This window comes from Verrucomicrobiota bacterium (assembly GCA_016871675.1).
In the GTDB taxonomy this organism is placed as follows: Bacteria; Verrucomicrobiota; Verrucomicrobiia; order Limisphaerales; family VHCN01; genus VHCN01.
In genome coordinates, this window is record VHCN01000025.1 from 1 (window position 1) to 26,157 (window position 26,157).

Sequence of the window (26,157 nt, forward strand, 5' to 3'; positions counted from 1 at the left end):
CGGCCTTCATCGTCCACGGCACCACGTTCGCGCCCTGCTCCACGCCCCCCTTCACCGAGGGCATCGCGAGCAGGATGGCGCAAATCATCACCCAGCCGAACACGCCGGACACCCACACGGAACGCACGATGCCCTTGGGCACGTTCAGCGCCGCGCCAACAGTCTCTTCGCTCGTGTGTGCCGAGGCGTCGAAGCCGGTGATGGTGTAGGCAGGCAGCAGGAAGCCGAGCGCGAAGAGCCACATCAAGTTGTCCTGCTTCGGGAACACCGCGCCGCCCTCGGGCAGTCCGCTGAAGTTTTCGAACGTCCACAGCCGCGCCCACTCGAAGTGTTTCGTCGCGAGCAGCAACGCGACGGTGAGCACCGTTGCCACGCCAAGAATCAAGTAGCCGCTCAGATCCGTGAGCCGCGTGGTGAGATGGATGCCGTAGTGGTTCAGCAGCCCTTGCGAGAGCGTCATCAGCACGATGACCATCGTGCGAGTGATGTCGGTGTTCACTTCCTTCGGCACGTCGAAGGCTGCCGTGGCGAAGTCGTAAGTGCCCGCGTTGATGGCCGCGAGCACGGTGATGAGGCCGGCCAGGTTGAACCATGCCGTCACCCAGCCGCACGCGCGACCGCCGAGGATGCTGCCCCAGTGATACAGCCCGCCCGCCGTCGGGAACGCGCTGGCCACCTGCGCCATCGTCGCCGCCACGCAGAGTGAAAACAGGCACACCAGCGGCCAGCCCAATCCGATGCTCGCCCCGCCCGCGCTGCACAAGCCGACGTGGAACGACGTGATGCCGCCCGCGAGGATGCAGATGATGGAGAGGGAGATGGCGAAGTTCGAGAAGCCGCTCATCCGGCGGGACAGCTCCTGTTCGTAGCCGAGCTGGCGGAGCAGCTTCTCGTCGTCGGGGTGGTGCTCGGAGGGCATGGTGGAAAGCGTAATGCGTAAGGCGTAAGGAGGGCGGCTACATCGAGGCTTCGTAGAGGGTTCGCAAGTCTGCCTCCGTCACGGGAACCGCGTTGGTCCTGTGGCACGGGTCGTCCCAGGCTTGGGCGACGAGGGCGTCGAGGTGCTCCGGCTTCACGCCGTGATCGCGGAGCTTGGTGTTCAGGCCGATGCTCGCAAGGAATTCCCCGATGAAGGCGATGGTGCGTTCGTCGGCCTCGCGGTCCGGACACTTCATCACTTCCAAGCCGCACGCGACGCCGACGCGACGATAGAGGCCGGGTTTGCGCGCGGCGCAGAACTTCATGCTCGCGACAAGGCAGAGGGCGTTCGCGAGGCCGTGGTGGAGGCCGCAGATGTTTGAGAGCGGGTGCGCGAGCGAGTGGACGACGCCGAGATCCTTCTGGAACGCGACCGCCCCCATCGCGGCGGCGACGAGCATCTTGCCGCGCGCGTCGAGGTCCTTGCCGCCACGCACCGCGCGGGGCAGCGCGTCCACGATGAGCCGGATGCCTTCGAGTGCGATGCCATCGCACATCGGGTGGAACGCGGGGCACGTGAAGCTCTCGAGGCAGTGCGTGAGCGCGTCCGCGCCGGTGGCGGCGGTAAGCTTCGGCGGCAGGCCGACGGTGAGTTCGGGGTCGAGGATGACGAGCTTGGCGAGCAGTTCGGGATGGAAGAGCACGGCCTTGCGCTTCGTGGCGTCGAGCGTGATGACGGAACTGCGGCCCACCTCGCTGCCGGTGCCTGCGGTCGTCGGGATCGCGATGAACGGCACGAGGCCCGACCAGTCCGGCTCGTCGTAAAATTTCGCGAGGTCGAAGCCGGGCCGCTTCACGAGCAGCCGCGCCGCTTTGCCCGCGTCCAGGGCGCTGCCGCCGCCGATGGCGAGGACGCCGTCGCAGTGCTTGTCCTGAAACAGCGCCGCCGGCTCGCGCACGTCGGACTCGATGGGATTCGGATGCACGCCGGAGTAGAGGAACCAGTTCGCCCCCTGCGCCGGCACGCCGAGCACCTGCGCGAGCGGGCGGAAGGCGTCGGTGCCGAGCAACCCGTTGTCCGTCACCACCAGCGGCCGGCGCACGCCGAGCTTCGCGAGCCGGGCGGGCAATTCCCCGAGAGCGCCGGCGCCGAACAGCGTCGTCGTCGGAAATGAAAACGTCGCGACCGCGGAACTCATGCGCTGAACAATGTCAGGCGAGGCCGCGCCGCGCACGCCGAATTCGAATCCAGTGCCGCACCACGGCCGAGGTGAACGCTGGTTCGCGCGGCCATGCTCGGCCTCGTTGGAGGGACGTTTCTGCTGGACTGCCTCACGCCGCGCGGCGCGGCGGTTCGAGGATGAGCCCATCGTCCCGCGACGAGCGCCACTTCAAGCGGCGGTCACCGCCGGTTCCACCGCCGGCTGCTGGGGCATCGCGGCCGCGTTCGCTTCCGCAAGAGCGCGCGCCACCGGGGCAATCTGTTCCTGCTGCTGCGCATTCAGCACGGAGAGGAACGGCGGCGTGGGACCGGTCTTGGCGATCCCCGAGAGTTCGACCGCGTGATGCAGCACCTTCGCCGGGCCCCATTGGTCGCGGAGATCCTCGTGTGCGATGAACTTCTCGCGGATGGCCTGAGCCTTGTCGAAATCGCCCGCCGAACACGCCTCGAAGATGTCCTGCGAAGGCCGCGGCGCGATGCAACCGGAACCCGTGGTGAAGCCCGGCAGTTTCCAGTCGCGCATGTGGCACACCGCCGGGCGCTCGCCGATGCCGCTGATGACAAACTTCGACTTCACCCGCTCAAGCAACGCGGCGAGGTAGGTGTCCTCGGCTGGATTCGCGCGCACCACGGCATACTTGATTGCGACGCAAACCCCGTCACGCACGAGGCGCGCGACTGCGTCCAGCCCGGCGTCTTTGTCGGCACCGAAACTGTTTTCCTCCTTGAGGTAGAGAATGAGTTTCGTCTCGCTCGCCTCGGCGAACTCGCGCAGGCCCACTTCGAGTCCGGCCGCGTCGCGAGGGTCGCTGCACGGCAGGTGCATGACGGCAGGAAAACGGTGCTTGCGCAGCAACCGTGTCAGGTCCATGAGCCGGCCGTGGCTCGGGCCCACGCTCGGGATCATCCACCAGTCCTGGGGCGCCGCGGTCATCCAGTCGAAGAGCACCTCGAACTCGGAGTGCCGGAGGTGGTAGAGAAACGCGTTGCCGCCGAAGAGAAACCGCGTGATCCCGCCCGAGGCGATGTGCTGCACGAGTCGTTGGCATTCCCTGAACTCGATCAAGCGTCGCGTGTCGTTCCGGCGGGGCAGCGGGGGCACGGCGAAAACCCCGCGAAGGGTTTCAGGGGTCAGGGGCGCGCGATTCATCGGGCGGCGAAACTCTCACGGGCGCGGGAGCTTTGGAAGAGCGAACTCGGCCGCGCCGGGGATGATCGAGAGCTTCGCGCCGACGACTGGCCGCAATGGCCCGGGCCGCGACGCGACGGTGTGTGGCGTGCCCCCGGCATCATCGAGAAGTTCCCCGCGAGCGGGCCGAAAGTTCGCTGGCGCACACCCATCGGCGCCGGTCACGCCGGGCCCGCGGTCGCGCTCGACCCGGAAACCGGCAAGGTCAACTGGTCCGTCCCGTTCGAAGTCCGCCCCGGGCTCACCGTGCCGGCGCCGCGGCAGTTTGGCGACCCGCACTTCCTCACGAGCCTTTACAACGGCCCGATGCTGCTGACGATCGGCGCGCCCGCCACCAACCCGTTCGACTTCGCCCGCGGCTTCTGATACACACGCGCCCTGTGACCGAGCCCGTTCCAAGCCTGCTGGTGCTCATCCCGGCCTACAACGAGGAGCAACGCATCGAGCCCGTGCTCCGCGATTACGCGGAACATTTTCGCCGGCATTACAACGGCAAGTTCCGCCTCATCGTCGTGCTCAACGGCTGCCGCGACAACACGCTCGGTGTCGTCGAACGCGTCGCGCTCGATTTTCCCGAGGTCAGCGCCGACAACTTCCCCGCGCCCATCGGCAAGGGCGGCGCGCTCATCGAGGGGCTTCGCCTCGCCCCCACCGCGGACCTCATCGGCTACGTGGATGCCGACGGCGCGACCCCCCCGCACGCGTTTCACGAACTCGCGAAACTCTGCGACGGCCGTCGCGCGGACTGCGTGGTCGGCTCACGCTGGCTCCGCGGCGCCGTGCTGCATCAAAGCCAGACGTGGGTGCGCCGCTTTACGAGCCGGTGCTTTCATCTCATCGTCGAGTCGCTTTTCTGGATGCACATCCAGGACACGCAATGCCCCGCGAAGGTGATGCGGCGCGAGGCGGCTCAGAAGATCCACGACTCGCTCCGCATCGCGGACCTCGCGTTCGACGTCAACCTCCTCTACTCGCTCAAGCGCGCGGGCTTCAAAGTCCTCGAAATCCCGACCGAGTGGACGGACAAGATCGGCTCCAAGGTCACATCCTCGCTCTTCCGCGTCTCGCTCACGATGTTCCTGTCCGTCGTGAGGCTGCGGCTGATTCATTCACCGTTCCGGCCGGTGCTCCGCTGGCTGCGCCCGCTCGATGCCTGGATTTACTGCACCCTTCGCGCGCCCGTGCCGCTCACTTCGAAGGAAGTGGCCGAGCGCAAGGCCGCGAGCGCGCAGGTCGCAACGCAGGGCCCGGCCAAGCCGACCACGCCCGGCGCGGGAATCACGTCGTAGTTTGCCGCCCGGCGCGCCCGGCCCGGACCTGCAAGTTCGCTTCCCCGGAGTGCGGCTTCCTGCTACTTCAAGCGCGTGCGCCCTTATCAAAACTTCATCGGCGGCGAATGGACCGCCGCCACGTCCGGACAGACCACGCAGACTTTCAACCCCGCGGACGCGCGCGAGACTGTCGCGCAATATCCGTTGAGCAGTCGCGACGATGCGCTCGCCGCGATCGCGTCCGCGACGTCCGCGTTCCCGTCGTGGGCCGCGCAGACGCCCGTTGCACGCGGGCGAGTGTTGAGCAAGGCCTCGCAACTGATCGAGGCGCGCAAGGCCGAACTCGCCGAACTGCTCACGCGCGAGGAAGGCAAGACGCTCGCCGAGTCCACCGGCGAAGTGCAGCGCACGGCGGACATCTTCCGTTTCTTCGGCGCGCTCGGCTATCAACTCGGCGGGCAGACCATCCCGCACGATTTGCCGGACCAACTGCTCTATACGCGCCGCGAACCGCTCGGCGTCGTTGCGCTCATCACGCCGTGGAATTTCCCCATCGCCATCCCCGCGTGGAAGCTCGCGCCCGCGCTCGTCAGTGGAAACGCGGTCGTGCTAAAGCCCGCGTCGCAGGCGCCCGCGATGTCCTGCGAACTCGCGAAGATTCTCGCCGAGGCGGGCCTCCCGAAAGGCGTGCTCAACCTCGTCATCGGCGAAGGCCGCGCGGTCGGTGGCGAGCTTGCGACGAATCCCGCCGTCGTCGCGCTCTCGTTCACCGGCTCGCACAGCGTCGGTTCGCAAATCTACCGGCAACTTGCCGGCCGCATGGCGCGCGCGCAGATGGAAATGGGCGGCAAGAATCCCACCATCGTCCTCGCGGACGCCGATCTCGACCTCGCCGCGCGGCTCGTGGCCATCGCGGGCTTCGGGCTGACAGGCCAGGCCTGCACGGCGACGAGCCGCGTCATCGTCGAGCGCGGGGTGGCGGACGCCTTCACCGCGAAACTGGTCGAAAAGGCAAACGCCGTCGTCGCGGGCAACGGCTTGAAGGCGGGCGTGACGATGGGGCCCGCGGTAAGCAAGCAGCAGCTCGCGACAAATCTCGGTTACGTGGACCTTGCCGTCGCCGAGGGCGCAACGATCGCGTGCGGCGGGCGGCGGCTCACGGACGGTGACTTCGCCCACGGCCACTTCATGCAACCGACCGTGCTCACGGGCGTCAAACCATCGGCGCGCATCGCATGCGAGGAAGTGTTCGGACCCGTCGTCGGCATCATCGAAGCGGACAACTTCGACGCCGCGCTCGCGGTGGCAAACAGCGTGGACGTGGGGCTGAGCGCGTCCCTCGTCACGCGCGACTTGAAGAAGGCGATGCTTTACACCGAGCGCATCCAGGCGGGCGTGGTGAAGGTGAATCAGATTTCAACCGGCCTTGCCTTGCAGGCGCCGTTCGGCGGGGTGAAGAAGTCGAGCACCGACTCCTTCAAGGAGCAGGGCGCGGGCGCGGTGGATTTTTACACGCGGATGAAGACCGTTTATCTGGATTACTCGGCGTGAGGCCCGGACAGGTCCCATCAGAAACCGTCGTGGCGCTCACGCCACCGTCACACCTCTCGGCACTTTCACCACAATCGTTCCCGCGATGTGGTCGTGCCACGAGCGCTTCGCGCGGCTCCAGCCCGCCCAGAAGAATCCCACAAACAACACCAGCGCCGAGAACACGCTTGCCAGCGCCCGCACGAGTGCCACGGCGAACCCGAGCGGACGGCCATCCTCGCGGACCAGCTTCAACCGCAGTGCCATCCCGCCCACGGTCGAGCCGGCCAAAGTCCAAAGTCCGACGTGATACACAAACCAACCGAGCGGCAGAAGCACAGGCACGGCTTGGGATCGCGTCACTGCCGTCACCAGCAAAACCGCTCCAAGCACGAGCATTGCATCGAGCCCCATCGCGAGCAGCCGGCGCCAGAAACCCGCGCGCGGCCACGCGCCCGCCTGCTGGATGAGTGGAGGCGTCGAGCCCGGCGCGGCGACCGCTGGATGTTCCACCGGGGCGCGAGGCGCATCGCCGCGCCGCATGCCGCCCACTGCGGCGACGACCGCGTTGCCGATGCCGAGCACTGTGAAGCCGCCCCACGCCAGGAACCCCAGCACCGGGATCATGTAAAGCAGGTGCAGCACCGCCGCGCCGGCGAGCAGCGCGACCAGCGGGGATTGCAACGCGGCGACGCCCAGTTGCCGCCCAACCTGCTGGCCCGCGTAGCGATACACCGCGACCTTGCCCAGCAGCATCGCGAGCGCGAGCGCGCACACGAGGAACGGCACGACAAGCAGGCCGATGCCGGTGAACGCGAGCAGCAGCATCGCGGGGGCGAACAGCACCACGGCGAGCAGCCCCGCGAAGAATGACCCCACGGGCTGCCGGTCCAGCGCGTCCACGCATGATTGGAGGGGCTTCGGAAAAATCACCGCGAGCAGCAGGTGAATGAACAGCATGGCCGCGACGACCCACCAAACCCATCCGAGCGACGGTGGCAAGGGACGTCCGAGCAACAGCCCGTGCGTCACCCAGTCCACGCCCATGCGCAGCTTCGGGAATTCCGTCCGCCAGTCTTCGAACCACTTGAACCCGGAGAAGTCGAAGCCCTTGTGCACCCGTGCGCGCGCGCGGATGAGCGCGTCCTCGGGCGCGTGAATCTGCCCGCCGAGCACAAACACCTCGCGCGCCACCTCGGCCTTCGCGTCCGCGCGGAGGTCGCCTCCGAGCACGACGAGTTCACGACGGATTCGCGCCGCGGGGCCGAGCGTTGCCGTCCCGAGAATCACGACGAGGTCGCCCACTTCGCCGTCAATCCTCGCGTCGCCCATCAGCACGACAACGTCCCCGACGGTTTCGCCTTCCTTGATGACAACATCCTTGCCGACACGGACGATCTCGCCGGGAGCGGACCGGACGCGAAGCATCCCATGACGGAGCTCGCGTCGGGTTTCCTCGCGCGAACGGTTCGCTTCCGGCGCGGCTTGCGGGTGAGCTCGGGGGAGAAACGCGAGCAGGCACGCCGCGAGAAGCCCCGCGCGAAGGGTGAAACACCGCGGGCGCATGACTCAACGCCGCAGGCGCGCGAGCCGCCAGCAAAGCGCGCCGAGCGTGAGCGCGCTCACATACACGGTCGAGAGAAGCATCCCGCCGGCGAAAAGGATGAGCGCGAAATCGCTGCGCGCGATCGCGGCAAGCGCGCGCGCCAGCACCGCGAGGAACTCACCCGCGGACGTTTGCGCGAACCAGCCCGCGGTCCCGGTTGTTCCCGCGGTCGCCGATTGCAATGCCCCGGCCGCAAGCCAGCCGACGACGGCCAGCACCGCGACGGCGAGCGGCGCCGAGGCCGCGCGCGCGGCGGCGGGCCATAGAAACCACGATTGCTGCCACCACGCGGGGCGCTGCCGGCGCTCGATGGCCGCGAGCACGCCGGCCGCGAGCGAATCCGGCGCATGAAGCGGCGGCAGCGCGCGGAGCTTCGTGTCGAGCGAACGACGGGCCTCGACTTCAGCGAGCACGCGTGACGCGACTTGCGCCGGGGCCGTCACCTCGGGCAGCGAGCGCAGGCTTTCGGCGAGCGGGGCGCGGCGCGGGTTGGGAGTGGCTGGTTCCATGAACTCAAATCAGTTGCACCGCGCCGGTGCGAAGCAGGTCCGGACCGGCGACTCCCGGAGCGGAGACTCCCGTGGAAAGTTCGCCCTCCTCGCTCAAGCGCAGCTTGCGCCGGAGCGCGGCGCGGCCGCGGTGGATGTCAGTCTTGACCTTGCTGAGTGACACGCCGAGTTGCCGCGCGATTTCCTCGTAGCTCAACTCGTCGAAGTGGTAGAGCACGAGCGGCACCCGCTGCGAGGACGGCAGCTTGCGAAGCGCGGCTTCGAGGACGGCGCGCTCCTGTTCCTCGTCCATCGGCTGCCCGCCTGCGTCGGGCGCGGGGACGTTGGACGCGAAGTCACGGTCATCGTCCTCGCTGCCGAGCTCGCTGAAAAACCTCCACCGCGCGCGGTAGCGCTGGAGGTGGTTGAGGCTGAGGTTGCGCGCGACCGTGCGGAGCCAGCCGCCCGCGGAAGGGCTCGCGCGCAGGTCGTCGAAGTGCTCGTGCGCGCGCAAGAAAACCTCCTGGGAAATGTCGGCGGCGTCCGGCTCGTTTCCAAGCAGGCGCACGGCGGTGCTGAACACCATGTTCTGGTGGTTGCGCATGAACGTCTCAAATTCGCCGATGTCGGGCATCGTTGTCCCGCCGGGACGGGGCGAAGCTACCTCAAGCACACCCGCCCGGCAAAGAAGTTGCAGGGCAATTCGAGGAAGGCGGGCATCGGCTCGACGCCGTGGAGGGCGGATGAGTTCATGCCCCGCCGGCCCGCGGCACGATTCAAACCAAGATTCCCTTCGTCCCTACTGTCCGTGCATCGGACGGTTCGGAGGAGGAGGAGGCAACGCCTTCCACTCAAACGTCGGCTTGTAGCTGATCGCGAGATGCGGGGTGTCGAGGCGGACGCCGCCTTGTTTGCGGGATTGGAACGCCGCCGCCAGCACGCCGGTGACGAGGAGGGTGCGCTCGACAGGCCACGTGGGCTTGCCGCTGAAGATCATCCGCTCGATGCCCTGCGTGAGCAGGGTGAAGTGCGCGAACGGCCTCGCCTCCTGTGTGTAATGCACGGTGGCCTGATGCTCCTTGCGGCCTTCCTCGCTCCACGCGGTGACCCACTCGCTGTTGGCCGAACCGGTGTCGTGCAGGAGCAGCGACTTGAATCCGTCGAGATGCTCGATGAAATACGCCGTCGGCTTGAGCGCGTCCTTGAATTCGCCCTTGAACCGGCCCTTCGCCTCGCGCGCGTTCGCGGCGGCATCGAGCAGGCTCAGGTCGAAGCGGCCCGAGGCGCCGGCCTTCCACACTTCGTCGCCCGCGACGAATTGCACGGACCGCACGCCGCTTTCACCGCCGCGCCGGCGCTCGACGATGGCCTGCATCGCCTCGAGGCCGTGGTAACTGTAGCCCTCCTGCGGGCCGTAGCTCAGTTCGATCGCCTCCTTCGCGCGCGCGCCGAGTTTCATCTCGAGCGCCGGGCGCCGCCACGTGCCAGGCACGGAGGATCCCGCCATGAACGGCACCTTCAACTCGCGCGCGGTGTCATACATCCACTTCGCGTCCTCCCAATTCCATGCAAGGTGCTTGTCGGTGAAGACGGGCACGGACTTTCCGGTGCGCCGGAAGACCGTTGCGGTCTCCTCGAAGAACCGCCGGCGCGGATACATGATCTGGTCGGTGTCGCTGCGCGGATATGTGCCGTGCTCGCCGATGAGCAGCACGCCGTCCACCGCAAGGTCCTTGCCGCCGAGTGTGAGCGCCTCGGCGATGGTCGGGAAAATCTTGAAGCCGTGCTCGGCGGCGAGCGCGCGGCTCATGTCGTTCGGCGGAACCTGATCCACAAACAGGCTGACCAACCTGAGCCTCGGGAAGGGCGGTTGTTTGTCGAGGTTCCAGCCCTGGAGCAGGCGGCTCACAATCACGTCCGCGTGTGAGTTGTGCGTGTAATGCGTGACGATCGCGGCGATGCGCTTGGTCGGCGCGTCCGCGGCGAACGCGCGAGCGGTGAGCGCGGCGGCGCCGGTGGCGGTGAGTTGTCCGATGAAGTGGCGGCGGGTGGTTTGCATGGCGGGATTCAGTGGTGCGGGGCGATGAAACTCATGCGGCGCCCGGGAACACGATGAAATCTCTGACGCCGGCCGCGGCACGCGGCGTCACCCGGAAGGCGCGCGGGCGGACTCGGGCTTCACGGCGGGCGCGGCAGGCTTCGGCCGGGGCGAACGGCGGCATCCATGCTGCAGCCACAGGCTCCAGACCATCCACAGCGCCTCGCGCACGATCTTCTTCGACATCTTCGACGTGCCCAGAAAGCGGTCGGTGAAAATGATCGGCACCTCGGCAATCGTCCACCCGTCGCGCCAGAGTTTGTGCGTGAGTTCGATCTGAAAGCTGTAGCCGTTGGACCGGACGGCCTCGAGGTCGAGCGCCTGGAGCGCATGCCGGCGGAAGCACTTGAACCCGCCCGTCGGGTCGCTGATGCGCATGCCGGTGATGAGCCGGACATACTTGCCCGCGCCGAGGCTGAGCATGAGCCGCGTGAGCGGCCAGTTGATGACGCGGATGCCATTGCAATAGCGCGAGCCGAGCACGAGGTCCGCGTGCTGCGCGGCGGCGAGGAATTTGGGGATGTCATCCGGGCTGTGCGAGAAGTCGCCGTCCATCTCGAGGATGAACTCGTAGCCGCGTTCGAGCGCCCACTTGAAGCCCGCGATGTAGGCGCGGCCAAGGCCGTCCTTCGTCTGCCGGTGCAGCACGTGGATTTGCGGGTGCTTCGCCGCAAGTTCGTCCGCGAGCCTGCCTGTGCCGTCCGGCGAGTTGTCATCCACCACGAGCATGTCCACAGGCACGGGAAGGCCGAGCACGCGCGCCGCCAGCGGAAGGAGATTGTCCTTCTCGTTGAAGGTGGGAACGACGACGAGGGTTTTGCCCGTGCTCATGCTTGCGCTTCCGTGAGACAGAGGGAAGCCAAGCGCCGCTCAAACTTCAAGGCGCAATCTCCGCGCGAATCTCCGCGCGGATCGCGCAAACCATTTCATCGCCACGGCGTTGAACGGGGTGTAACATCCGACGCGATGAAGCCACACACCCGACTGCTGTTGCTCGCGGCCGCGGTGCTCACGTTCGTGCGCGCGGCGGGCGCGGCGGATTCCTTCGTGTGGCGCGCAACGCAGGACCGCGTGGACGCCGACATCCGCGGCTGGGAACTGCCGCAACTTCTCGAGCACATCGCCAGCGCCACCGGCTGGCAGGTGTTCGTCGAGCCCGGCACGCAGCTCAAGCAGCCCGTGACGATGCGTTTCCAAAAACTCCCGCCGGGTCAGGCGCTCGACCGGTTGCTGGGCGACTTGAGCTTCGGCCTCGTGCCGCAACAATCCGGCCCGGACAAACTGCTCGTCTACCACACCTCGCGCGACGGAGCCACGCAGCGCGTCAAGCCGCGCGCCAGGCCGGGCGACGACAAGCGCATTCCCGACGAACTCATCGTCATGCTCCGGCCCGGAAGCGGCGAGGACGTCGACAAGCTCGCCGCCCGGTTCGGCGCGAAAGTCGCCGGCCGCGCGGACAAGCTGGGCGCATTTCGATTGCAGTTCGGCGACGAGGCCGCCGCAAGTGCCGCGCGCTCCGCGCTGCTCGGCAACGACAGCGTCGCCGTCGAAAACAACTATCCCGTGCAACGCCCGGCGGATCCGAACGCGCCCGCCGCCGCAGGCGTGGTCGCCCCCGGACTTGGCGTGAAACCCGGCGCGGGACCGGACTCCGGCCGGTTCATCGTCGCGCTCGTGGATTCCCCGGTGCAATCGCTCACTTCGCCCTACCGGGACTTCATCCTCCCGACCATCTCCGTGGCGGGCGAATCCACGCAGGGCGGCACGTTCCCGACGCACGGCACCTCGATGGCTGAGACCATCTTGCGCGGGTTGGACCGCTCGACGGACTCGACGACGACCCAGATGCGAATCCAACCCGTGGACGTTTATGGGGACTCACCGTCGACGACGACCTTCGAAGTCGCGAAGGGCGTCGCCGAGGCGGTCAACGGCGGCGCGTCCATCGTGAACCTCTCGCTCGGCAGCCCCGGCGACAGCCCGCTGCTGCACCGCGTCATCAAGGAAGGCTTCAACCGCGGCGTGCTGTTCACCGCGGCCGCAGGCAACGAGCCGACGACATCGGCGAATTATCCCGCGGCGTATCCCGAAGTGCTCGCCGTCACCGCGCGCGACCGCTCCGGCGCCATCGCGCCTTACGCGAACCGCGGCACGTTTGTGGACGTCGCTGCGCCCGACAGCCAGGTCGTGAACTACGCCGGGAAAAACTACGTGGTCAGCGGGACGTCCGCCTCGACGGCTTACATCAGCGGATACGCGGCGGGCCTCGTGATGGAGAACGGCGGCAAGCCCATCTCGGCGGCGAAGGCGTTGGTGCCGATCTTCACACCCGTGCCGAGAACGAGACCGTGAGGGTGGGACGAACTCAGAAGTTCCAGGTCTGAAACCGCGGCGGCTGGCCGGCCTTGGTTTCCCTCTCCTTACACCGCCCGGCGCCGGGTGACCCGGACCGCCGTGTAACGCGCCTTCTTGAGGATGAACTTCTTCACCTCCACAGTCACCTCCTGCGCCGGGAATTCCTTCAGCAAGTCGGACACGATGTCGTAAGCGAGCTTCTCGATCAGCTTCCACGCCCGGCCATCGCCAAAGCGCAGCACCCGCTCATACACGCGCTGATAGTCAATCGTGGTGGCCAAAAAATCCGTGGTGGCCGCGGCAGTGAAATCGCTCGTCAACTCGACGGAGATCAGCAGCCGCTGCGGCTTCGACCGCTCCTCGTCTGGAACGCCGACGTGATAGTGGACCTCGACGTCGTGGAGAATGATCCGGTCGGCCGCGGGCAATTCGCGTTCAGCCTTCGCGAGCCGGGAGAAATGGACCGTTGCGGAACCCTTGCTCGACGCCGGCGCGAGTTCCGCGGGTTCGGCGGGCGGCCCCTCGGGAATCACGGGCGCTGGCTCGGCGTTCGGCGGCGGCTCGGCCGGGGCGCGCGGCGCCTTCCCCTCGCCGAGCCGGTCCGGGATTTTCGGGTTCGACCGCATGCTAGTCCGCGATGCCGCGACGCACGGCCTCGAGCAGGACTCGTGTCGGCCGGTTCAAGTCCATTGCCATCGCCTCGTCGGTTGTCGCCCAGCAGAACTCGCGCGCCTCGTCGTTGAGCCGCACCGGGCCCGTGCCTGCCGCGTGACATGTGTAGTTGAGCAGGAGGAAATGTTCATCGCGGCAAAATTCCTTCGAGTGGATGCAATCCTGCACCATCACGAATTGGATGCCCGACACGTCCAGGTTCGTTTCCTCCTTCAACTCGCGGCGCAACGCGTCCTCGGACCGCTCACCCCACCTGATCTTGCCGCCGGGAATGCCCCACAGGTTTGACCACTTGTGAGTCCGCACCAGCAGCACGCGTCGCGATGCATCGAAGATCAGCGCACCGACGGTGGAGACGGGCATGCGGTCGTCGCGATGTGAGGTCGTGTGCGACGCATGAAGCGCCATGCCACCGCGCTCGAGCAGGGCGCGCAATTCGCCGAGGTGCTCGACGATCACGTCGGGGTCCGCCGCGCGCAGTTGATGCAGGTGGTTGTAGCCCGTCAGCACGGCGACGGACCCGATGCCGCCGTGTTTCGCCGTCACGACGTCGTGCTCCATGTCGCCGATGAAAATCGTCTCGCGCGCCGCCAGCCCGTTTTCGGCGAGAATCTGGTGGATCAGCTTGCGCTTGTCCCGCACGCCGGTGTAAGGCCGGTCGATGAAACTCCCGAGCCCCGACCGCGCCGATTGCACCTGCCAGTGATCAGGGTGCACGGTGCTCAGCAGAAACGTCCGCATCCCGCGCTCGCGCGACCACGCAAGGAAGTCGCGGGCGTGCGGCAGCGGCTCGACGGTGTCCTGCACCTCGCGGAAGCGCGCGTGGAACCACGACTCCAGTTGCTCCATCGCGACGCCCGGCAGGTGCCGCTCGTAAAACGGCGTGAACGGCAGGCAGAACTCGGACCGGAACCGGTCGAGCGACAGCGCTTCGCGACCCGCCTGCTCGAAGACGAAGTTCGTCGCGCGCCAGACCGCGGGCAGGTCATCCACCAGCGTGCCGGACCAGTCGAAGATGATGTTGCGGATCATGCGGGCAACGATGAGTGGCTCGCGTGACGTTGCCGGAACGGAGCGGTTTCAGGAAGTCTTTTGAGGCCCCGGGACTCACCCCGCGTCCGGCGACTTGCCGACCGCGAGGCCCTCGCCGCCCCGGCACAACCTCGCCCACGCGAGCCACGCGGCGACGAGCGCGATCCCGGCGCAGATGAGATACGGCCACGAGTGATGCAGGTCAAACAGGCTCGCCGCGAAAATCGGGCCCACGATCCGCGCGAGGCTCCCGGCACTTTGTGCGATGCCCAGCGTCGCGCCCTGCTCCGATTCGGGCGTCAGCGCCGAAATGAGCCCGAAGATCGGCGGACGCGCGAGGCTCGACCCGATGGAAAGCAGCGCCAGCACCACGAGCAGCACCGGCAAGCTCGTCGCGAAGGGCAGCGGCGCGAGCCCCGCGGCCACGAGAACGAGGCTCACCGTGATCAGCTTTGGCTCGCCGAGCCTGCGCACGAGCCGCCCGATTCCCCCGCCCTGCACGGAGGCGCCGATGGCTCCCGCGAACGCAAACAAGTAGCCGACTTGATTCGCATCGAAGTGGAAATTCACATCCACCAGCAGGCCGAGCGTCGTCTCGAAGCACGTGAAGCAAAACGTCGCGAGGAAGAAAAGCCCGATCATGAACCCCACGCGCGGCGCTCGCAGCGTGTGCAGCCACTGGCTCAGGTGCGCCCGCTGCGGGACGGATTCCGACCCCGGCTTGCGGCTCTCCGGCAGCAGCGCGCACGCGAGGAAGAAGTTCACCGCGCACAACGCCGCGGCCACGAAGCCCGGCCCGCGGATGCCAAACTTCTTCGCCGCGAACGCCCCGATCGCCGGGCCAAGGATGAATCCCAGCCCGAACGCCATCCCGATCAACCCCATGCGCCTCGATCGCTCCGCCGGCGGCGTGATGTCGGCGATGTAGGCCTGCGCGACCGTGATGCTCGCGCCGAACAGCCCGGCGAAAATGCGCGAGCCGAGCAGCACCGCGAGGGCCACCGTGCCGGCCATCCCCGACCCGAACGCGAACAGCGCATACGAACCCGTCGCGCCCGCCGTGCTGATGAGCATCACCGGCCGCCGCCCGATGCGGTCCGACAGCCGGCCCCACAGCGGCGTGCAGAGGAACTGCATCATCGAGTAACTCGCCATGATCAGCCCGATGAGCGCCCCCGGCGCGCCGAAGTCGCGGCTGTATACCGGCAGCAATGGCAGCACGATTCCGAACCCCACGAGGTCCATGAACACCGCGAGGAAGAGCACGAGCAGCGACGGTTTTTTCATCACGTCAACATCAAGGCGGCGGAGCCTAGCGGCGGGCGACGGTCGCGGCGAGAAGGATTCCGCGCGAGTTTCCACTTGTCCGCTCCGTGGCGGGTCGCGAAACTTCGCGTGTTCATGAACATCTTCGAAGACCTACAGTGGCGCGGGCTGGTCGCGGATTGCACGGACGCCGCACAGTTGCAAGCGCGGCTCGCAGCCGGACCGATCACGCTCTACTGCGGGTTCGACCCCTCCGCGGACAGCCTGCACGCGGGCAACCTCGTCCCGCTCATCGCGCTGCGGCGCTTCCAGCTTTGCGGGCATCGTCCCATCGCCGTCGCGGGCGGCGCGACGGGCAGCATCGGCGACCCGAGCGGCAAGTCCGCCGAGCGGCAGCTCCTCACCAAGGACGCGCTCGCCGCGAACATTGCGAACGTGAAGCCGCAGCTCGCGCGGCTGCTTGAGTTCGACGCCGCGAAGACGCCCGCCAACAATCCCGCGCGGCTTGTGGACAACGCGGACTGGACCGCAGGCGTGGGCCACCTCGACTTCCTGCGCGACATCGGCAAGCACTTTTCCGTAAACCAGATGGTCGCGAAGGAATCCGTCCGCGCGCGGATGGAGGACCGCGAGACGGGCATCAGCTACACCGAGTTCAGCTACATGCTGCTGCAAGCGTTCGACTACTACGTGCTCTGCCGCGACCTCGGCTGCGAGCTGCAAATCGGCGGCTCCGACCAGTGGGGCAACATCACCGCGGGCATCGACCTCATCCGCAAGAAGCTCGGTCGGCACGCGTTTGCGCTCACGCTGCCGCTCCTCACGAACGCCGACGGCACGAAGTTCGGCAAAACCGAGGCCGGCGCCGTGTGGCTCGACCCGCGGCGCACGAGCGTCTACCGCTTCTACCAGTTCTGGATTCGCACGGACGACCGCGACGTGGTGCGTTACCTGAAGTTCTTCACGTTTCTCGGTCACCACGACGTTGATGCGCTCGAGCGGGAACACACGGGCAATCCCGGCGCGCGCGCAGCCCACACAGCCCTGGCGAAGGCGGTCACGGACCTCGTGCATGGCGAGGACGCGGCTCGCGAGGCGCAGCGCGCGAGCGAGATTCTCTTCGGCGGCGGCCTCGAAGGCATCAGCGAGGCGACGTTCGCGGAGATCGTCGGCGAAGTGCCGTCGAAGTCGCTCGACGCCGCGCGCTTCGACGGCGCGGGGGTGCCGCTCATCGAATTGCTCCAGCACGCGGGACTGTGCACGTCGAAGGGGCAGGCGCGAAAGGACATCGAAGGCGGCGGCATCTACGTGAACAACGTGCGGCAGCCCGATGCGCACGCGACCGTGACGCGGAGCAGTTTGAACTTCGGAAAACACGTCCTCCTGCGAAAGGGCAAGCGCAACTATGCCGCGGTGACGGCGGTGTAGCGCAGGCTGTTCGCTCGACTTCGCGGCCGGGGTGTGCTGAAACTGCCCCACGCGATGGAGCCCGACGAGAAGTTCATCCCGCCGCCGTCCAGGAGCGCGCCGCTGCCGTCGCGCGGGTTTCGCGTGTTCGTGCTGTTCATCTTCGTGGTCGCATTCATCGTGCCGCTCGTCGTCGTGCTGCTGCTGCTGGCCAAGGGCAAGCCGAAGTGGATCAAGCCCAAGCCCGCGCCGGCACAGGCCACGAACGCACCGCCCGTGAACCCCGCGCCCGCGCCGCGATGAACCCGCCCGGCCCGACCGATTCGGCGCCCACGCCGCACCTGCACCGGCGTTTCGGGATGCTCGAGGCGACGGCGCTGAACATGTCGAACATGATCGGCATCGGGCCGTTCATCACCATCCCGGCGCTGATGTCGGCGGTGAACGGCGGCGGGCCGCAGGCGATGCTCGGTTGGTTTGTGGCGCTGCTCATCGCCATCCCCGACGGCATGGTGTGGAGCGAACTGGGCGCGGCGATGCCCGGCTCCGGCGGCACGTATCACTACCTGCGCGAGGGCTTCGGCCGGGAGAAGCTTGGCCGGTTGATGGCGTTCCTGTTCATCTGGCAGTTCGTGCTGAGCGGGCCGCTGGAAATCGCGTCGGGCTGCATCGGCTTCGCGCAGTATCTCGGCTTCCTGTATCCGCCGCTGCGGCAGGCCGATCATCAGTGGATGGCGAAGGGCGTCGCCGCGCTGGTCGCCGCGCTGGTGGTGGCGCTGCTTTACCGGCGCATCGGCACGATCGGCAAGCTGACGGTGACGCTGTGGGCCGGCACGATGCTCACGGTCGGCGTGGTGGTCGCGGGCGGCGCGATGAACTTTGACCCGAAGCTCGCGTTCGACTTTCCGCCGGGCGCGTTTGATTTCTCGATCGGCTTCGTGTTCGGCCTCGGCGCGGCGTCGCGCGTGGGGATGTATGACTACCTCGGCTACTACGATGTCTGCTACATCGGCGACGAGGTGAAGGACCCTGGCCGCGTGATCCCGCGCTCGGTGCTGCTGAGCCTCGTGACGGTTGCGGCGATTTACTTCGCCATCAACCTGTCGCTCATCGGTGTGGTGCCTTGGCGCGAATTCGTGCCGGCCAAGGATCCGCCCGACCCGGTCGCCTCAATGTTTGTCGAGCGGCTGTGGGGCGCGAAGCCGGCGGCGGTGTTCACGGTGATGGTGCTGTGGACGGCGATCGCGTCCGTGTTCGCGCTGATGCTCGGTTACTCGCGCATCCCGTATGCGGCGGCGCGCAACGGGGATTTCTTCTCCGCGTTCGGCAGGCTGCATCCGTCGAAGGATTTCCCGCACGTGTCGCTGCTGCTCATCGGCGCGGTGTCCATCCTGTGCAGCTTTGTGAACTTGATGACGGTGATCGAGGCGCTGCTGGTGATGCGCATCCTGGTGCAGTTCGTCGGGCAGGTCGGCGCGGTGATGCTGCTCCGCAGGACGCAGCCGGGCCTCGCGCGACCGTATCGCATCTGGCTGTATCCGCTGCCGTGCTTCGTCGCGCTGGCGGGCTGGCTGTTCCTCTTCGCGACGTCGGATTGGAAGGTGATCGTGTTCGGCCTTTCGACACTCGTCGCCGGGGTCGTCGCGTTCTTCTTCTGGTCGAAGGCGAAGAAAACGTGGCCGTTCGCGGCGTAGCGCGAGACTACTGCGACGCTTTCTTCGGCTTGAGGAGCATCGCCTTCTTGTCCGTGCCTTCGACCTCGATGCTCTGCGTCTCGATGTCGGGATCGTCCTTGAGGGCCTGATGGACAAGGCGGCGGTCGTAGGCGTTCATCGGCTCGAGTTCGACGATGTCGCCCCACTTGCGGACTTTGTCGGCGGCATCCTTGGCGCGCTTGAGCAACGCATCGCGAGCCTGTGCGCGGAAGCCGCCGACATCCACGGTGACTTTCGGGGCGGCCGGGTCGAGTTTGAACAGCAGCCGGTTGAGCACATACTGGAGTTCGCCGAGGGTCTGGCCCTGCCGTCCGATGAGCCGGCTGGATTCGTCGGCGGCGACGCTGAGCATGACGCCGCCGTCGTAGGGTTGCTCCTCGATGGTGGCTTCGAAGCCGAGGTGTTTCAGGAGTTGCTCGAGCGTGGCCTTGGGTTGGGTGGACATGGGCGTGTCGGTTTGGAATTCCGGGTTCCGCGGTTCGCGACTGTCGCACTGTCGCACTGCGCCAACCGGCGCGTCACTGCTTCTTTTTCTTGGGCGCAGCCTGCGCTGGCGCGGCGGCGGCGGCGGCGGCGGCGGCTTTGTCCTTCGCGTCCTTCGCGTAGGTGTATTTGGTCTGCGCGATGGTTAACAGGTTTTGCACAGTCCAGTAAAGCGTCAAGCCCGCGGAGAAGGTGTAGAGCATGACCACGAACATGAGGGGCATGTATTTCATGATCTTCTGCTGCATGGGGTCCATGCCGGGCGACGGCGGCATGAGGCGCGCCTGCCAGAGCATGGTGGCGGCCATGACGATCGGCAGCGGGTTGATCGGGAATCCGGCCACGGTCGCGACGGTGTCGGCTTGCGACAGGTCGCACGCCCAAAGGAACCGCTCGCCGCGCAGCTCAATCGCGCTCTGGAGCATCTGGTAAAACCCGATGAAGACGGGAATCTGCACAAGCATCGGCAGGCAGCCGCTCATGGGGTTGATTTTGTGCTCCTTCCAAAACTCCATCATCTTGCGCTGCTGCTGCTGCGGGTCGTCCTTGTATTTGTCCTGGAGCGCCTTGATCTGCGGCTGGAATTCCTGCATGCGCTTCATGGACCGGGTGCTCGCGGCGGTGAGCGGCCAGAACAGCAGCTTGATGATCAACGTGATGGTGATGATGCATAGCCAGTAGGGAAAACCAAACCGGTTGAGCCCGTTCATCGCGAGGAGCAGGCCCTTGGAGAAGAAGCCGAAGAAGCCGCCGAAGCCCATCTCCTGGTCCATCTCGTTCTTGAACTGGTGCGCCAGCCGCGCGAGCAGGTGGTATTCCTTCGGCCCGGTGAACAGCGTGACCTCGCGCGTGACGAGGCTGTTGGACGCGCCGGCCGGGGCGAGCGTCGTGATGCCGAAGAGCAGCGCGGTCTGGAAACCGTGCGGCTCGGCGACGATCTTGGAGTCCTCGGCGAGCAGCGCCTGCGCGGGCTTCGGCAGCGGCACCCGTCGCGACACGACTTCGGCGGCGGCGTCGTTCGTCGGCGTGATCGCCAGCATGCTGAAGAACTGATTGTGCACGCTCGCCCACGAAACGTTGCTCGCGCCTCCGGTGTAAGTCGGCCGCGGCGTGCCGGGGAAACACCCGAGCGTGCTGTTGGCAAACCAGCCCGTGCCGACATCCTCGGTCTTCTTCCCGTTGAACCACCGCGTGCCCATCAGCAAGCCCTGATCATGCAGGTCGATCGGCGTGGCCGTGCCGAACACCCACTCCTGCGGCGGCAGAAGCAGCGGCGTCGCGCCGCGGTTTTCGAGGCGCATCGTCGCGCGCAGGAGGTAGTTGCTCGAGGGCGTGAACTCCTTCGCGATCACAAGGCCGCTCGGGAGCTGCTTCTCCGCGATCAAGCCCGTCGCGGTGCGCGTCAGCTTGAACGGCGCGCCATCCTGCAACGCGTCGTTCCCGATCAGCGCAAACGCCGGCACCGGCGCCTGTGTGTTGAGCGACGCGAACTTGTTCGTGTCCTGCTCGCCGCGGAAGCACGCCACGGACTCCCGGTGGCGCTTCAACTCCACAAGCTTGAGCCCGCCGCCGTGCGACGTGAACGTGTAGCGCACGTCGGGCGTGTCGAGCACCTCGAGTTGCTCTCGCGCGGCGACGACTGGAACGGAAACGTGCGCGAGCGCCGAAGAGACCGGGGAAGCGGGCGTGTTGGGCGCGGCCGGCGGCGGGGTGATCGCGGTGGTGTTCGTCGCCGCGGGAACTCCCGTGTTCGTGACTCCGCCCGCGACGTTGGTCGCGCCGGCAACGGCATTTGTCCCAAGCGCCGAGGGATCCGCCGGCGGATACCACTTCTTCACCAGCTCAAACCAGAGCATGATGACCAGGAACGAGACGGCGAGAATGATGAGCGATTTGCGGTCCATGAAGAATCAGTCCGGTCAGCGCGGCAGCATCGCGCCCGCCACGCGCGAAACGCGGGCCGCGCGGGGCGGGGCGGTCTCGGGAACGGAGTCGTGTCCGCAACCGCCCCAGGGATGACATCGCGCGAGCCGCGCCGTCGCGAGCCACGCGCCACGAAGGGCACCGTGTCGCCGCACCGCCTCGATCGCGTAGGCCGAGCAACTCGGCGCGAACCGGCACGCGTGTCCGAACAACGCCACGAGCGCGGGCGACACGAGCCGTTGGTAGGCTCGGACCGCGAGGACGAGTGCGTGCTGGACAACGTTCATATCGGGACTCCTAACACGTGCATAGCCGCGCCTGTTTCAACGCCGCAACCAGGTCGGCTTCCACCATCGCGAGCTTGCGCCCGACGATGGATGGCCGCGCGACGAGCACGAGGTCCGCAGGTCGCACGATTTCATGCTGGTGCAATCGAAACGCCTCCCGCATGAGCCTCCGCGCGCGAGTGCGCACCGTGGCCTGGCCAATCTTCCGGCTGGTCACCACGCCGACCCGGCTCGTGGCCAGGTCGGGACGCTCGATCCAGTTGAGCGCGAGGCAGCCGCGGACGACGCGCTGTCCCACGGCTTTGGGACGCAGGAAATCGCGGCCCGTCAGGAGCCGTCGCTCACGCGGAAGTCTGCGCCGCGGTGTCGGGCCGGCGGGCATGAGGATCAAACCACCGTGAGACGCTTGCGGCCCACGCGGCGCCGGTTGGCGAGAATCTTGCGCCCGCCCTTGGTGGACATGCGCGCGCGGAAACCATGCTGCCGCACGCGGCGGATTTTCGACGGTTGATAGGTGCGTTTCATGGGTTCAAATCGGCTGGCGGCTCCGCGAGGCTCAACCTTCCGTCATCGCGGAGCGCGAAAGGTATCAGTGGCGATGGGAGTGTCAAGCGTGCCAGCGGCCATGAATAGGCTTTGCAAGCACAAGTCGAAATCGTGTCGTCCTCCCGACGCCACGCACCGCGCGATTTCGCGGGATTGCGCCGACGGGTTCGACGCGGCAGAGTATCCGCAAACCAGTCTTTCATGCGCTCCGCAGTCATTGATTCTCCGAACCACGCCAGACGGTCACGCACCGGGCCCGCGTCCGCACTGCTTGCGAGCGCCCTGCTCGCCGCCTCCCCCGCGGCGGCGCAGGACTACGAATTCTTCGAGAAACGCATCCGGCCGATTCTTGTCGAGCATTGCTACGACTGCCACAGCGAGGCTTCAAAGAAAGCCAAGGGCGGACTGCGGCTCGACACACGCGAGGCGCTGCTCAAGGGCGGCGATTCCGGCCCCGCGCTCGTCCCGGGCGAGCCCGACAAGAGCAAGCTCGTGCTCGGCGTGCGTTACGCGGACAGCGAATTCCAGATGCCGCCGAAGTCCAAACTTTCCGACGCGCTCATCAAGGACCTCGAGGCGTGGGTGAGGATGGGCGCGCCCGATCCCCGCACTGCGGCCGCGAGCGCAACGGCGCCGCGGCCGATCGACATCGCGGCGGGACGCAAGTTCTGGGCGTTCCAACCGCCAAAGGACCCGCCCGTGCCCCGAGTTCGAAACTCCTCGTGGGCGAAGTCGTCGCTCGACAAGTTCATCCTCGCGAAGCTGGAGGAACACGGCGCGAAGCCTTCATTGCCCGCGGACCGCCGCGTGTTGCTGCGCCGTGCCACCTTCGATCTCACCGGCCTTCCGCCCACGCCCCAGGAGATGGACGACTTCCTCGCGGACAAGTCGGCGGACGCGTTCTCGAAGGTCGTCGAGCGGTTGCTCGAATCCCCGCACTACGGCGAACGGTGGGGACGGCACTGGCTCGACGTCGCGCGCTACGCGGATTCGAACGGCCTCGACGAAAACGTCGCGCACGGCAACGCGTGGCGCTACCGCGACTACGTGGTGAACGCGTTCAACCGCGACAAACCCTATGACCAGTTCCTGGTCGAGCAGATCGCGGGCGACCTGTTGCCGCCGACGGCGAGCACCACGATCCGCCACGAGCGGCTCACCGCGCTCGGCTTCCTCGCGATGGGTCCGAAGCTCCTCGCCGAACCGGACAAGGTGAAGCTCGAGATGGACCTCATTGACGAGCAGATCGACACGCTCGGCCGCGCCGTCACCGCCATGACGCTCGGCTGCGCCCGCTGCCACGATCACAAATTCGACCCGCTGCCGACCGACGATTACTACGCGCTCACCGCGATCTTCAAGAGCACGCGCACGATGGACGACCTCAAGACCATCGCCAAATGGCACGAGCCGCTCGTTGCGTTGCCGGCGGACTTCGCGGCGAAGGAGGCGCACGAGAAACTCATCGCCGCGCAGAAGCTCGCCGTCACCAACGCCGTCGCCGAGGCGAACAAGGCGCTCCTCGCAAGCCTCAACACGAACGCGCTGCCACCGCAGCCTGAAAGCCGATACCCGACGAACACAACGGCGGCGTTGACGAAGTTGCGCGACGAACTCGCACGGCTCGAGAAATCGGCGCCCGAACTGCCGAGCACGATGGGCGTGACCGAGGCGACCAACATTTTGAAGGCGTTTCCCGTGTTCATCCGCGGCAACCCGCTCACACCCGGGCGCGAAGTGCCGCGGCGCTTCCCGCAAGTCATGAGCGCGCGCGAGGAGAAGCTCGGCGACCAGCAGAGCGGACGGCTCGAACTCGCCCGCTGGCTCGCGAGCGCGGAGCATCCCCTCACCGCGCGGGTGATGGTCAACCGGATCTGGCGCTGGCACTTTGGCACGGGGATCGTCGCGAGCACGGACAACTTCGGCCAGCTCGGCGAGCGGCCGGTAAACCAGCCGCTGCTCGACTGGCTCGCGCACCGCTTCATCGAAAGTGGCTGGTCGGTGAAACAACTCCACCGGCTCATCCTGCTCAGCGCGACATATCAACAATCGTCGGGCGGCGCCACGTCCGCCCACGCCGACGGACGCCTTCTCTCGCTATTCCCTCCCCGCCGCCTCGAGGCCGAGGAGATTCGCGACGCGCTGCTCGCCGTCAGCGGACTGCTCGACCGCACGATGGGCGGCAAGACCATCCCGCAGAAGAACCGCGAGTTCGTCTTCAACCACACGTCGAAGGACGAGACCGGCTACCAGTCGCTGCGCCGGTCGCTTTACCTGCCGGTCATTCGCAACAACGTGTATCCCGTGTTCGACCTGTTCGATTTTCCCGACCCGGCGCAGCAGACCGGCAACCGCGCCACCACGACCGTCCCTTCACAGGCGCTCTTCTTCATGAACAGCGACCTCATGCAGCAGGCGTCCGCCAAGCTCGCATCGGGCCTGCTCGCGGACGGCTCGTTCGACGACGCCCGCCGCGTTGCGCGCCTCTACTCGCTCGCCTACGGTCGGGCGCCGTCGGGACTCGAGCTTGGCAAGTCACTCGTCTTCCTCGACCGCGCCGCCTCGCTGGTCGAAGACCGGCAGCCTGACGCCGCGCAGCGACACGCGCAGGCCTGGACCGCGCTCTGCCAAGCCGTGCTGTCGGCGAATGAGTTTGTGTATCTGAATTGAACCATGAAACCGCGCCCCGTCGCATCCCTCTCCCGCCGCGACGCGCTCCAGCGCGCGGCGTCGGGCTTCGGCTGGCTCGCGGCTTCGGCGCTGCTCGCGGACAAGAGCGCGGCCCAATCCGCAATTCGCGGTCCGCAAGCCGCAATTCCCGCCAACCCGCTCGCCGCGCGGCCGCCGCAATTCCCGGTGCGCGCCCGGCGCGTCATCTTCCTTTTCATGAAGGGCGGGCCGTCGCACGTGGACACATTCGACTACAAGCCGCTGCTCCAGCGTGACGACCGCAAGCCGCTGCCGTTCGCCAAGCCGCGCGTCACGTTCGCCAAGACCGAAAACCTCCTCGCGTCGCCGTGGAAGTTTGAGAAGCGCGGCCAGAGCGGCATCGAGACCAGCGATCTCTTCCCGCACGTCGCGCAGTGCGTGGACGACATGTGCTTCATCAACTCACTCCACGGCACGAACCCGGCGCACGGCGGCGCGTGCCTGAAGCTCCACACGGGCAGCGACAACTTCGTGCGCCCGAGCATGGGCGCGTGGGTCGCCTACGGGCTCGGCACGGAGAACCAGAACCTGCCCGCGTTCATCACCATCTGCCCGACACTCGCGCACGGCGGGCTCAACAACTGGGGCTCGGCGTTCCTGCCCGCGCCGTTCCAGGGCACGCCCATCGGCAACGCGAGCGTGCCGTCCGACCAGGCCGCCGTGCGCTACATGAAGAACGACGCGATGCCGCGCGACCTTCAGCGCGCGCAACTCGACTTCCTCAACGAGATCAACCGCGAGCACCTCCGCCGCTCGGCCGACGCCGCGGCGCTCGAAGGTCGAATCGCATCGTTCGAGCTCGCGTTCCGGATGCAAAACGAAATGCCCGGCGCGCAGGACATTTCCGGCGAAAGCCCGGCGGTGAAGCAACTCTACGGCCTCGACGACCCGGTCACGGCGCCGTTCGGCCGGCAGTGCCTCATGGCGCGGCGGTTTGCGGAGCGCGGCGTCCGGTTCATCCAGGTGTCGCACAGCGACGGCGACGTGCAGTGGGACCAGCACGGCAACTTGCGCAAGGGCCACACGAAAAACGCCGCCGAGGTGGACAAGCCCATTGCCGGGCTGTTGAAGGACTTGAAGTCCCGCGGCCTGCTCGACGACACGCTCGTGATGTGGGGCGGCGAGTTTGGCCGAACGCCGACTTCGCAGGGCACGGCTTATGACGGGCGCGACCACAGTCCGGAAGGATTCACCATGTGGCTCGCCGGCGGCGGCGTGAAGCCCGGCATCCGCCACGGAGCGACGGACGACTACGGCTACTACGCACAGGTGAACAAGGTCCACATCCACGACCTGCACGCGACGCTGCTCGCGCTGCTCGGGCTCGACCACGAACGGCTCACCTTCCGCCACGCCGGCCGCGATTTCCGCCTCACGGACGTGCACGGACACGTCGTGAAAGAAATCTTTGCCTGAGCCCGGACCTTCGCGCAATCTGCG

General features: G+C 67.0%; 24 protein-coding genes and 1 pseudogene. 9 read left to right on the top strand and 16 right to left on the bottom strand.

Translation table 11 applies throughout. From position 1 onward, the window contains the following. The 3 genes from FJ386_07410 to FJ386_07420 form a co-directional block, all read right to left on the bottom strand. The coding region (locus tag FJ386_07410) for an amino acid permease (GenBank protein ID MBM3876531.1) at window positions 1–919 on the bottom strand (919 nt) is incomplete at its 3' end. 37 nt (window positions 920–956) lie between these two features. Beyond that, entirely contained in the window at window positions 957–2,117 is a 1,161-nt protein-coding gene (locus FJ386_07415; GenBank protein ID MBM3876532.1) for an iron-containing alcohol dehydrogenase, read from the bottom strand. 192 nt (window positions 2,118–2,309) lie between these two features. Beyond that, window positions 2,310–3,176 (bottom strand): dihydrodipicolinate synthase family protein, encoded by an 867-nt coding sequence (locus tag FJ386_07420; protein ID MBM3876533.1) that lies wholly within the window; start codon window positions 3,174–3,176, stop codon window positions 2,310–2,312. A 186-nt stretch (window positions 3,177–3,362) separates the two neighbouring features. Between FJ386_07420 and FJ386_07425 the strand changes: the two are divergent. The 3 genes and pseudogenes from FJ386_07425 to FJ386_07435 all read left to right on the top strand — a co-directional run bounded on the left by FJ386_07425 (window position 3,363) and on the right by FJ386_07435 (window position 6,151). Further along, window positions 3,363–3,512 (top strand): annotated as a pseudogene (locus FJ386_07425) (pyrrolo-quinoline quinone). Next, the gene (locus FJ386_07430; protein MBM3876534.1) at window positions 3,413–4,618 is read left to right on the top strand and encodes a glycosyltransferase; all 1,206 of its coding nucleotides are present in this window, start codon (window positions 3,413–3,415) and stop codon (window positions 4,616–4,618) included. Before FJ386_07425 ends, FJ386_07430 begins: the two are co-directional and overlap by 100 nt. Window positions 4,619–4,693: 75 nt before the next feature. Further along, window positions 4,694–6,151 carry an aldehyde dehydrogenase family protein gene (locus FJ386_07435; GenBank protein ID MBM3876535.1) on the top strand — a complete coding sequence of 486 codons (1,458 nt, stop codon included), beginning with the start codon at window positions 4,694–4,696 and terminating at the stop codon, window positions 6,149–6,151. Between the two features lie 36 nt (window positions 6,152–6,187). Here the strand turns inward: FJ386_07435 and FJ386_07440 are convergent, their stop codons facing one another. The 5 genes from FJ386_07440 to FJ386_07460 all read right to left on the bottom strand — a co-directional run bounded on the left by FJ386_07440 (window position 6,188) and on the right by FJ386_07460 (window position 11,153). After that, window positions 6,188–7,696, bottom strand: coding sequence for an RDD family protein (locus FJ386_07440; protein ID MBM3876536.1), 1,509 nt, complete (start codon window positions 7,694–7,696; stop codon window positions 6,188–6,190). A gap of 3 nt (window positions 7,697–7,699) precedes the next feature. Next, window positions 7,700–8,245, bottom strand: a complete 546-nt coding sequence (locus FJ386_07445) for a hypothetical protein (protein MBM3876537.1) — start codon at window positions 8,243–8,245, stop codon at window positions 7,700–7,702. Window positions 8,246–8,249: 4 nt separating this feature from the next. Continuing rightward, on the bottom strand, window positions 8,250–8,858 hold the full coding sequence (locus FJ386_07450; GenBank protein MBM3876538.1) for a sigma-70 family RNA polymerase sigma factor: 609 nt from the start codon (window positions 8,856–8,858) through the stop codon (window positions 8,250–8,252). A 165-nt stretch (window positions 8,859–9,023) separates the two neighbouring features. After that, window positions 9,024–10,283, bottom strand: a complete 1,260-nt coding sequence (locus FJ386_07455; GenBank protein ID MBM3876539.1) for a hypothetical protein — start codon at window positions 10,281–10,283, stop codon at window positions 9,024–9,026. A gap of 87 nt (window positions 10,284–10,370) precedes the next feature. After that, the gene (locus FJ386_07460) at window positions 10,371–11,153 is read right to left on the bottom strand and encodes a polyprenol monophosphomannose synthase (protein MBM3876540.1); all 783 of its coding nucleotides are present in this window, start codon (window positions 11,151–11,153) and stop codon (window positions 10,371–10,373) included. A gap of 135 nt (window positions 11,154–11,288) precedes the next feature. On the opposite strand from FJ386_07460, the gene FJ386_07465 reads away from it, so the two are divergent. Further along, window positions 11,289–12,674, top strand: a complete 1,386-nt coding sequence (locus FJ386_07465; protein MBM3876541.1) for a hypothetical protein — start codon at window positions 11,289–11,291, stop codon at window positions 12,672–12,674. 68 nt (window positions 12,675–12,742) lie between these two features. Here FJ386_07465 and folB read toward each other — a convergent pair whose 3' ends face one another. The 3 genes from folB to FJ386_07480 form a co-directional block, all read right to left on the bottom strand. After that, entirely contained in the window at window positions 12,743–13,303 is a 561-nt protein-coding gene (gene folB, locus FJ386_07470; protein MBM3876542.1) for a dihydroneopterin aldolase, read from the bottom strand. Window position 13,304: 1 nt separating this feature from the next. Continuing rightward, entirely contained in the window at window positions 13,305–14,381 is a 1,077-nt protein-coding gene (locus FJ386_07475) for an NUDIX domain-containing protein (GenBank protein ID MBM3876543.1), read from the bottom strand. A gap of 75 nt (window positions 14,382–14,456) precedes the next feature. After that, window positions 14,457–15,668 carry an MFS transporter gene (locus FJ386_07480; protein ID MBM3876544.1) on the bottom strand — a complete coding sequence of 404 codons (1,212 nt, stop codon included), beginning with the start codon at window positions 15,666–15,668 and terminating at the stop codon, window positions 14,457–14,459. A gap of 114 nt (window positions 15,669–15,782) precedes the next feature. On the opposite strand from FJ386_07480, the gene FJ386_07485 reads away from it, so the two are divergent. The 3 genes from FJ386_07485 to FJ386_07495 are packed head-to-tail and all read left to right on the top strand — an operon-like array spanning window position 15,783 to window position 18,748. Beyond that, window positions 15,783–17,075 (top strand): tyrosine--tRNA ligase, encoded by a 1,293-nt coding sequence (locus FJ386_07485; GenBank protein MBM3876545.1) that lies wholly within the window; start codon window positions 15,783–15,785, stop codon window positions 17,073–17,075. 33 nt (window positions 17,076–17,108) lie between these two features. Beyond that, on the top strand, window positions 17,109–17,357 hold the full coding sequence (locus FJ386_07490; protein ID MBM3876546.1) for a hypothetical protein: 249 nt from the start codon (window positions 17,109–17,111) through the stop codon (window positions 17,355–17,357). Further along, window positions 17,354–18,748, top strand: a complete 1,395-nt coding sequence (locus FJ386_07495; GenBank protein ID MBM3876547.1) for an APC family permease — start codon at window positions 17,354–17,356, stop codon at window positions 18,746–18,748. The genes FJ386_07490 and FJ386_07495 overlap by 4 nt, the downstream gene beginning before the upstream one ends. 7 nt (window positions 18,749–18,755) lie before the next feature. Here FJ386_07495 and FJ386_07500 read toward each other — a convergent pair whose 3' ends face one another. The 5 genes from FJ386_07500 to FJ386_07520 form a co-directional block, all read right to left on the bottom strand. Further along, window positions 18,756–19,214: a KH domain-containing protein gene (locus FJ386_07500; GenBank protein ID MBM3876548.1), complete on the bottom strand. Its 459-nt coding sequence runs from the start codon at window positions 19,212–19,214 to the stop codon at window positions 18,756–18,758. Between the two features lie 73 nt (window positions 19,215–19,287). Next, the gene (yidC, locus tag FJ386_07505) at window positions 19,288–21,156 is read right to left on the bottom strand and encodes a membrane protein insertase YidC (GenBank protein MBM3876549.1); all 1,869 of its coding nucleotides are present in this window, start codon (window positions 21,154–21,156) and stop codon (window positions 19,288–19,290) included. A 15-nt stretch (window positions 21,157–21,171) separates the two neighbouring features. Continuing rightward, a complete protein-coding gene (yidD, locus tag FJ386_07510) occupies window positions 21,172–21,462 on the bottom strand; it encodes a membrane protein insertion efficiency factor YidD (GenBank protein MBM3876550.1) in 291 nt (96 codons plus the stop codon). A gap of 10 nt (window positions 21,463–21,472) precedes the next feature. Next, on the bottom strand, window positions 21,473–21,844 hold the full coding sequence (gene rnpA, locus FJ386_07515) for a ribonuclease P protein component (GenBank protein MBM3876551.1): 372 nt from the start codon (window positions 21,842–21,844) through the stop codon (window positions 21,473–21,475). A 5-nt stretch (window positions 21,845–21,849) separates the two neighbouring features. Continuing rightward, entirely contained in the window at window positions 21,850–21,987 is a 138-nt protein-coding gene (locus tag FJ386_07520; protein MBM3876552.1) for a 50S ribosomal protein L34, read from the bottom strand. Between the two features lie 222 nt (window positions 21,988–22,209). Here FJ386_07520 and FJ386_07525 point away from each other — a divergent pair, with 222 nt between their 5' ends. Beyond that, a complete protein-coding gene (locus tag FJ386_07525) occupies window positions 22,210–24,678 on the top strand; it encodes a DUF1553 domain-containing protein (GenBank protein MBM3876553.1) in 2,469 nt (822 codons plus the stop codon). Window positions 24,679–24,681: 3 nt separating this feature from the next. After that, window positions 24,682–26,133: a DUF1501 domain-containing protein gene (locus FJ386_07530; GenBank protein ID MBM3876554.1), complete on the top strand. Its 1,452-nt coding sequence runs from the start codon at window positions 24,682–24,684 to the stop codon at window positions 26,131–26,133. Window positions 26,134–26,157: the final 24 nt, after the last annotated feature.